The sequence below is a fragment of the Methylobacterium sp. E-045 genome (assembly GCF_022829685.1).
Lineage (GTDB): Bacteria > Pseudomonadota > Alphaproteobacteria > Rhizobiales > Beijerinckiaceae > Methylobacterium.
This window is the reverse complement of record NZ_JAKSYE010000004.1, coordinates 1-7,667: the sequence shown is the minus strand read 5'-3', so window position 1 is coordinate 7,667 and position 7,667 is coordinate 1. Positions and strand designations below refer to the sequence as shown.

Sequence of the window (7,667 nt, the reverse complement as noted above, 5' to 3'; positions counted from 1 at the left end):
GGATGATGATGAAGAAGCGCATGATGCGGAAGCAGATGATGAAGCGCCGCATGATGAAAAGCCGGATGATGAACCGCGGGATGTGAGCCTACGGGAAGCTCGGAATAGGGCTTCCCACCCTCGCCTACCAACAATGCGGGGTGGGGAGACTTCCTCTCCTCACCACCTCGCTTTTGACGAAACCGCCTACATACCTTCGGCGTGCCATGACCCTGACCCAGTCAAGTGGTCCACGATGCACGCAAGTTTGCTGGTATCCTGAAGGCAGCTGGATGCCCCGCGACTTCGCTGCTAAGTGGCTGATGCGAAGCCATCTTGACACCCGACGGGTAAACTGCGCACTTTCGCTAAGTCCTAGTCCCTGTGTCCGCAGCGGCCCGGCTTGGACCCATCCACAATCGTGATCCTTCCCGAACGGCGCGCCTGAATAGGCCGCTGCACGATTGCATGTCCCCTCGCCCCGCGGCACCCGCCCCGGGGCGTTTCTGTCTCCGGGCCCGAGCGGCCCTCCTCTCCGCCCCCTCCCGCGGCGACCTTGACCCTGCTGCCCTCCGGCACGCGGGCCCGTGGTCGTGCGCGCTTTCCAAGGACATTTTCATCATGACGACGAACACACCTGTCTTCCCCACGTCCGGATTGACCATTCTCGACCAGGCTCCGGCTGCCTTGAAGGCCAACCCGCGTAACGCCCGCACCCATTCGAAGAAGCAGATCGCTAAGATCGCCGACAGCATCAGGGCGTTCGGCTTCACCGTGCCGCTCGTCGTCGACGATACCGGGCTCGTGCTCGCCGGACACGGACGGTTGATGGCGGCAAAGCAGCTCGGCCTGCCCACCGTCCCGACCGTCCGGCTCGACCACTTGAGCGACACGCAGAAGCGCGCCTATGCCATCGCCGACAACAAGATCGCCAACCTCGCCGGATGGGATCGGGCGACCCTCTCCCTCGAACTCGGTGAACTCGCCATCCACCTGCCCGAGATCGGGCTGGATCTGTCGATTACCGGTTTCGAGATCGCCGAGCTCGATCTGCTGACGGGAGATCTCGACGAGGAGCGTCTCGCCTCGCGCGAGGACGAGCAGCATGAGCCCGAAGCACCGGTCTCGCAGCTCGGCGACCTCTGGCAGCTCGGCCCGCACCGGATCCTGTGCGGCAGCGCCTGATGGGTGGACGAGAGGCCGACATGGTCTTCACCGATCCGCCCTACAACGTGCCCGTCAACGGTCACGTCATGGGCCGCGGCCGGGTCCAGCACCGTGAGTTCGTCATGGGTTCGGGCGAGATGACGGAGGAGGCCTTCACGGCCTTCCTGAGCGAGAGCCTCGGCCATGCCGTCTCGGTCTCGCGTGATGGGGCTCTGCACTACGTCTGCATGGATTGGCGTCACCTATCGGAGCTGCATGCGGCGACCCGACCGCTCTACGGCGAGCAGAAGAACCTCATCGTGTGGAGCAAGACCAATCCGGGGCAGGGCTCGCTCTACCGCTCGCAGCACGAGCTCATCGCGCTCTACAAAGTCGGCACGGCGAGCCACACCAACAATGTCGAGCTTGGCCGGCACGGTCGCAACCGCTCGAACGTGTGGACCTATTCCGGGGTCAACACCTTCAAGGGGGCGGGTGATCTGGCGCTGCATCCCACGGTCAAGCCGGTGGCCTTGGTCGTCGATGCGATCAAGGACGTGACGCGCCGCGGCGCGATCGTCCTCGATCCGTTCTCCGGCAGCGGTACGACCCTGCTGGCTGCGGAGAAGACGGGACGCGAGGCGCGGGTGCTCGAACTCGACCCGGTCTATGTCGATGTCGCTATCCGGCGCTGGCAGGCCTTCACGGGCCGCGACGCCATTCTCGACGGTACGGACGAGACCTGGGACGAGGTCCGATCGGCCCGTACGGCCCCTGCCCTGCTCGAGGAGGCTGCGTGATGGCTGACGCTGCGAACACCACGATGATCAAACCGAAGCGACGCGCCGGGTACGAGGTCGGGTACGGTAAACCGCCGGCCGACCATCGCTTCCGGAAAGGTCAGTCCGGCAATCCTCGCGGCCGGCCCCGGGGTCACTCGGCCCCGCTTGGTCGGCGCGATCTTCTGGATGCGCTTACCCAGGCCGCGCGTGAGCCGATTGCCATCACCAAAGACGGCCGCACGATCCGGACCACTCAGATCGAGGCACTCGCCCAGCAGCTCACCCGGAAGGCACTGCAGGGCGATATGAGGGCCGCCAAACTCCTCTTCGATAACATCAAGGCCCTGGCACCGGCGGACGAGCCCGATGGCATGTCGTTCGAGGAGCGGTTGCTGCTTCTCGATGAAGGGCCAAAGGATCCTCCTGGCATCACGGTTCGGTTCGTCGATGCTGGTGATATTCGCGAAAAGCCCGTGGGGACCTGAGCCCCCTCCCCCACTCCATTCGAACCATATGCAGCCGGAGAGCCTCGCGGCTCTCCGGCCTTTTTGCGTTTGACCCGAGACGATCCCTGTTCCGACCGATCGACTTGCCTGTTTCGACCAAGCGCGTCCCTGTTTGGCCGAGACCAATTTCCTGTTCCGCCGCACAGGGAATTGGTCCTTAAATCATTGCCTTATCTGCAGTATTGCCGACAAAAATCGAGTCCCAGAGCTGCACCGCTCCGTTTTCCCTGTTGTTTTCCCTGTTAGCAGGGAAATGGCGGCAGAGACCGGTTTGGACGGGGTGGGTGCCCCACCACCTTTTCCCTCTGTAGAGCCCCGAAAACCACCCCGTCTGCGTGGCCTTCTAGGGTCTACCGGAACCGGAACCGCAAACGTGTTTCGACCCCACTCGGAGGCTCTCCGGCGAGGTTGTCGGCGACTCGGGATTGGGGCTCGCGGCTCCGTCCGCGGCGGTCACGGGAGCAGCATGCAGCCGCCCCCGCGTCCCGTTCCAGGTCACGCCGCCATGGCAATGGGCTCGGCTCGGTTGGCCGGGCCGCCGTCGTCGGCGAGGCGATCCGGACCGGAAACTGGGCGCTCGTCTCCGACCTCGACTACGCGGCCTGACTCAACGCCTGCAAGATGGACGAGATCGCACGGTTTCCCCTGACCATCGCCGAGGCCGACCGCATCATCGAGTGGGGGTACACCGCACACCCTCGCGGCGAAGAGGCGATGTCGCTCCTGGTGGCGGACTGGACCGCCGGCAACGACCGCGCGAAGGACGCCGCCTGATGGTCAAGAGGACCCTCCCTGCCAAGCCGGCCGCGCTGGAGGCGAGCCTGCGCGTCGCGGTGCTCGCGAAGGACTGCGAGGGTGAGGCCGTTGCGCGGCATCGACACGTCCGGACGGACCACGGCGAGGCCGGCGCCAGCCAGCGCCAGCAGCGGCGCGCAGAACCACACCACGCGCCAAAACGGCGACCCCACCTTGCCCAAGCGAATATCCCCCGACGGCGGCTCGTTGCCACCGGGCGAAGGTGGCCCGCAGTCGCCTCCCTTGCGAGAGAGCATCGCCGCAAGTCCGTGGATTTGCGTCGAATCCTGATGGGACACTTATGCCGAAGGCCAGGTCTCCCGCTCGAACCCTTATGCGACCGGGCTCAGGTTACGGATGCGGTCCCGATGATGGATCGCGCGAACCCAAGCCGATCCATGCCCGTCCCCCTCTCGGTTCCCGCCATCGTAGCCGAGGCGCCCCGATCCCCTTCCACCAGTTTCATCGTCGGCCAGGATCCACAGGGTCACTGGGTCGCCGTCGAGACGCACGGCCTGGGCGGCGGGCTCTTCCGCACGCGGCACGACGCGCTCCACTATGCGATCGACCTCACCGGCCATCGACCGGACGCGGTCGTGATCGCGACGGACCGCATCGAGCTCCGGATTTGAGATGGGCAACGCAGCACGCCGCCTGCGGGCACGCCGTGCCCGTCGCCTTGTCGCACGGTTCGCCATAACGGGGTGTGCCTTCACCCTGGGGGCTGGCACAGGCTGGGCGCTGGACCTTCCCGTCTCCGGCACCGTGGCGGCGCTCTGCATCGGATTGCCGGTCGTGGCGCTCATCCACCATTTCGCCACGCGGGAGTACGGGCGCCGCAGAAGGGATGGTCAGGCGCGATGGAAGCCGATCCGGCGCCGCCACGACCTCAGTGCGTCCCTCGCCCGGAGCCGGGTACCATGACGTTGACCCCGGATGAGATCGAGCAAATCGCGAAAAGCCTCGCTTCGGCCTAGCTTCGGTACGGAAAGCCTGTGAAAAAGCTTCCAAAAATGACCGCATCCAAGATCATGGCTAAATCACTGTGATTATGGGCAGTTTTTGATGTCGAGGTAGGGTCGCGATCGGCGTCGATCGTGACCCCACCTCGATTTCTTTTTTCATCGAATTATCAGGGCCTTCGAAGGAGATCCGACAGGGTCGAACGTCGGTGCTTGTCGACATCGGGCGCGCTCTCGCGCCAGTCCGAACGCCTCTCGGACGAGATTACGCGCTTCCTCAACACCCTGCGCGCCGCATGAAGATCCGTCCAGGCGCGCCGGTCTCACAACCGGACGGCTAGAGCGCTCTCCGCCGAAGTGGATGCCGGTTCGGCGAAAAAGAGTGCGACACAACAAAGATCGAGAGGTGTGCCCCGACCCAACGTGGTCGGGCGCAGCTCTAGGCTCCGGACTGCTCCTTGCCTCGCCTATCTGTCGGTAAGTGCGGCTCAACCTTCGCAAACTGTGCGTCCGTCAGCCAAAACTCGTCCGTCCGGTCCTCCTTCCCGACACAGGAGTCACGGACACCCCTGCCAAGCCAAATTCATGGGTCCGGAGCCTAAGCCGCCGCATCCACCCCGACAGATCCTGGATTCCCTCACCCGCCCGGCTCCGGGCGGGTTTTCCGTTCCGGCCTCTGTCGTACCAAGCTGCTCCGCCATTCGCCGCCATCAGATATGAGGGTCATTTTGGGCACACTGAACGGTATCGAACATCCGGCCGTCAGAATGGGACACTGAGACAACTCCGTCCATTGCTTGTGGCACCCCAATGTCGTCTTCCGTACCAAACCGCTTGAGGATGGCTCAGAGCGATGGTGCCTGAGCGCATGCGCGACGTGAGCCTGCGCAGCATTGGGCGAGGGGGGATCATGGGTACGTTTCGGTACACGGCAGGTGGCGATTATGACGCCGGAAACGATCAGCAAGGATATTATTTCAATTTAGACGATGAAGAGTTCAAAATTAAAGAATTCGGACTTCCTGACGTCTCCGCAATTGGCGCGAGAACTGGCCCCGGGAGCGATAGTCTGTTTGAATACAACGGCAATGTAAGCTATCAGCTTGTTGACGCCAATTCAGAATTTCTATATACGAACAATACCGGCTTTGCTCTGGATTACAAAGACGTCACTCAAAACTTGTTTTTACTTGGGGGAGAACTGGGCGATTCCGTCGTTGCAGGATCCGGAGACGACACGGTCGCGGGTCAAGGCGGCAACGATCATCTGTTTGGCAATGCCGGCAATGACGTCTTCATCGGTGGCAACGGAGCAGACTTCCTCGATGGCGGCACGGGCACCAACACGGCTCAGTATTCCGGAGATTATGTTAACCGGGTAGGCGTCTCCGTCAGCCTGCAATCGAACACCGCCTTTGGCGCCGATGCCGAAGGGGATACTTTCACCAACATCCAGAACCTCAAGGGCAGCGACTACAACGACGTTCTCGCCGGTGACGGTAACGCCAACGTGCTGACAGGCGGTTCCGGCGACGACACCCTGCGTGGCCTAGGCGGCGCGGACACGCTCGACGGGGGCGCCGGCAACGATCGCCTGGTGATCAACCAAGCCTCGGCCGATGCGAATGGCGTTTCCGGCGTGACCATTCATGGCGGGGATAACGTCGACACGCTTTTCCTGCAGGGGCATGACACGTTCACCTTCGATAACGATGCGAACTTCGACGGCATCGAGAAGATCTACGTTGCCGACGGTGCAGGCCTCGACCTGACGGGTATCGAGGAAGGCGTGAAGATCATTTCGCAGAGCACGCTCTCTGCTTTCGACGCCACGCGCCATGACGTGACCCCCACCCATATCACCGGGACCGATGCCAACGACAGGATCACGGGCGGCAAGGGCAGCGACTACATCAATGGCGGCGCAGGAAATGACGTCCTGAAAGGTGGCAGTGCCGGGAAAGGCATCGACGCTTTTGCGGACCTTCATGGTGGTCAGGGCAACGATACCGTTACGGGCATCGGGGGGAATACGAACCTCTACGGCGATGCCGGCGATGATGTTTTGAGAGCTGGCACTGCCAAGTTCGATTTCCAGCCGAGCTCAACGTATCTCGACGGTGGCACTGGAGACGATAAAATGTTCGGCAACGGAGGAGAAGATACCTTCGTCTTCCAGAAGCTTTTCGGTCGAGACAATGTCTACAACTTCGAATTTGGAAAAGATCACTTCGACGTATCTAGTTTAGTTGGCAGCATTGATCAAATCCACATCACCGAATTGAATGGCGGAGCAAACGCCCTCATTACCTTCGATGGTGCGGGGGCAGGCAACAAGATCATCGTCCACAACGTTGCCGATCATTCTGTCTCGGTCGACGACTTCGTGTTCACGGCAGCGGCCCCTCACGATGGTTCTTATATGCTGCCGTTCTAAGTTTGCTCTAGAGCATTTTCCCGTAATCTCTGGATCACGGAAAATGCTCTAACCTGCTGTGTGGTCGCATTGTCTTCACGCGAGCCGGCATCCACCTCGCTTGAAAACGCTCTAAACTGAAATTGGATCTCGCTTCGTCGAAAGCCCGGTCGGATCACTCCGCGCCGGGCTTTTCGTTTAAGGATTCGTTAACCATTCTGTATTCATAATTGGTTTCCTCTCGGAGCCCCTACCATGACGCTCACCATCCTCGATCCGATCTCGGGCAAGCTGGTGACGATCGAGGTGCCGGTCCGGAAGCCATGTCCCTGACCCTCTACCGCATCGGACCCGACGAGCATCACCTGATCGAGGGTGGCGAGGTCGTCGGCAATCTGGCGCGAGAGGAAGGCAAGTCGAGCTGGCGGGTGTCGCTGGTCGAGGAAGCCGGGACGATCCGCGAGCGGCTGTTCCGGTCGTTCGACGCCGCGCTGGAATGGCTGGGCCTGCCGGCCGTGTCCGAGCCGGTTTAGGTCGTAGACTCATAAGATCGGAGCCAGACACGGACGGCTGCGAGTTTGACGCTGGCGAGATCGTTGGCCGGGTCCTTGTCGGCGCGGGTGGCTACAGCTCTGACGTTCTTGATTGTGTTGAAGAAGCGTTCGACGAGGGTGCGGTCGCGGTACAGGAACGCGCTGAAGGCCGGGACAGTCTTGCGGTTCAGCATCGGCCGGACATTGGCCCAGGCCCCTTGTTTGGCCAGACGGTCTCGCCGTTCGTCGCTGTCGTAGGCCCGGTCGCCGAGCAGGGTCTGACCCGGACCGAGCGCGCCGAGCATATCGTCCGATGAGCGGCGGTCATGGGCCTGCCCCTCGGTCAACTTGAGAGCGATGGGGCGGCCCTGGGCATCCACCAGGGCATGAATCTCGGTGGTCAGGCCGCCGCGCGAGCGACCCATGCAACGGGATCGGTCGTCTTTTTTTGGGCGGTGGCCGCATGCTGGTGCCCCCGCACGCTGGTGGCGTCGATCATCTGAATCAGCATGGCCAGCCGCAGCGACAACCGTGCTCTGGGCTTTACC

The 7,667-nt window shown here is 62.3% G+C and carries 9 protein-coding genes and 1 pseudogene; 9 read left to right on the top strand and 1 reads right to left on the bottom strand.

The annotated features are described in order from the left end of the window. From MKK51_RS00095 to MKK51_RS00060, 9 genes are all read left to right on the top strand, one after another. Positions 1 to 262: hypothetical protein (locus MKK51_RS00095; RefSeq protein ID WP_243974234.1), on the top strand; the 262-nt coding region annotated here is incomplete at its 5' end. A gap of 338 nt (positions 263 to 600) precedes the next feature. Further along, the gene (locus tag MKK51_RS27335) at positions 601 to 1,164 is read left to right on the top strand and encodes a ParB/Srx family N-terminal domain-containing protein (protein ID WP_313898783.1); all 564 of its coding nucleotides are present in this window, start codon (positions 601 to 603) and stop codon (positions 1,162 to 1,164) included. A 20-nt stretch (positions 1,165 to 1,184) separates the two neighbouring features. Beyond that, positions 1,185 to 1,925 (top strand): site-specific DNA-methyltransferase, encoded by a 741-nt coding sequence (locus MKK51_RS27330; protein ID WP_313898782.1) that lies wholly within the window; start codon positions 1,185 to 1,187, stop codon positions 1,923 to 1,925. Further along, positions 1,925 to 2,392, top strand: coding sequence for a DUF5681 domain-containing protein (locus MKK51_RS00085; RefSeq protein ID WP_243974233.1), 468 nt, complete (start codon positions 1,925 to 1,927; stop codon positions 2,390 to 2,392). Before MKK51_RS27330 ends, MKK51_RS00085 begins: the two co-directional genes overlap by 1 nt. A 642-nt stretch (positions 2,393 to 3,034) precedes the next feature. Continuing rightward, positions 3,035 to 3,187 (top strand): hypothetical protein, encoded by a 153-nt coding sequence (locus MKK51_RS00080; RefSeq protein WP_243974232.1) that lies wholly within the window; start codon positions 3,035 to 3,037, stop codon positions 3,185 to 3,187. A gap of 389 nt (positions 3,188 to 3,576) precedes the next feature. Next, a complete protein-coding gene (locus MKK51_RS00075; protein ID WP_243974231.1) occupies positions 3,577 to 3,840 on the top strand; it encodes a hypothetical protein in 264 nt (87 codons plus the stop codon). A 1-nt stretch (position 3,841) separates the two neighbouring features. Then, positions 3,842 to 4,132 (top strand): hypothetical protein, encoded by a 291-nt coding sequence (locus tag MKK51_RS00070; protein WP_243974230.1) that lies wholly within the window; start codon positions 3,842 to 3,844, stop codon positions 4,130 to 4,132. A 906-nt stretch (positions 4,133 to 5,038) separates the two neighbouring features. Continuing rightward, the gene (locus tag MKK51_RS00065) at positions 5,039 to 6,607 is read left to right on the top strand and encodes a calcium-binding protein (protein ID WP_243974229.1); all 1,569 of its coding nucleotides are present in this window, start codon (positions 5,039 to 5,041) and stop codon (positions 6,605 to 6,607) included. 302 nt (positions 6,608 to 6,909) lie between these two features. Further along, complete coding sequence (locus MKK51_RS00060) at positions 6,910 to 7,119, top strand: hypothetical protein (RefSeq protein WP_243974228.1); 210 nt, start codon at positions 6,910 to 6,912, stop codon at positions 7,117 to 7,119. Here MKK51_RS00060 and MKK51_RS00055 read toward each other — a convergent pair. After that, positions 7,116 to 7,667: pseudogene (locus MKK51_RS00055) on the bottom strand (IS5 family transposase); the annotation flags it as partial. The gene MKK51_RS00060 and the pseudogene MKK51_RS00055 overlap by 4 nt on opposite strands.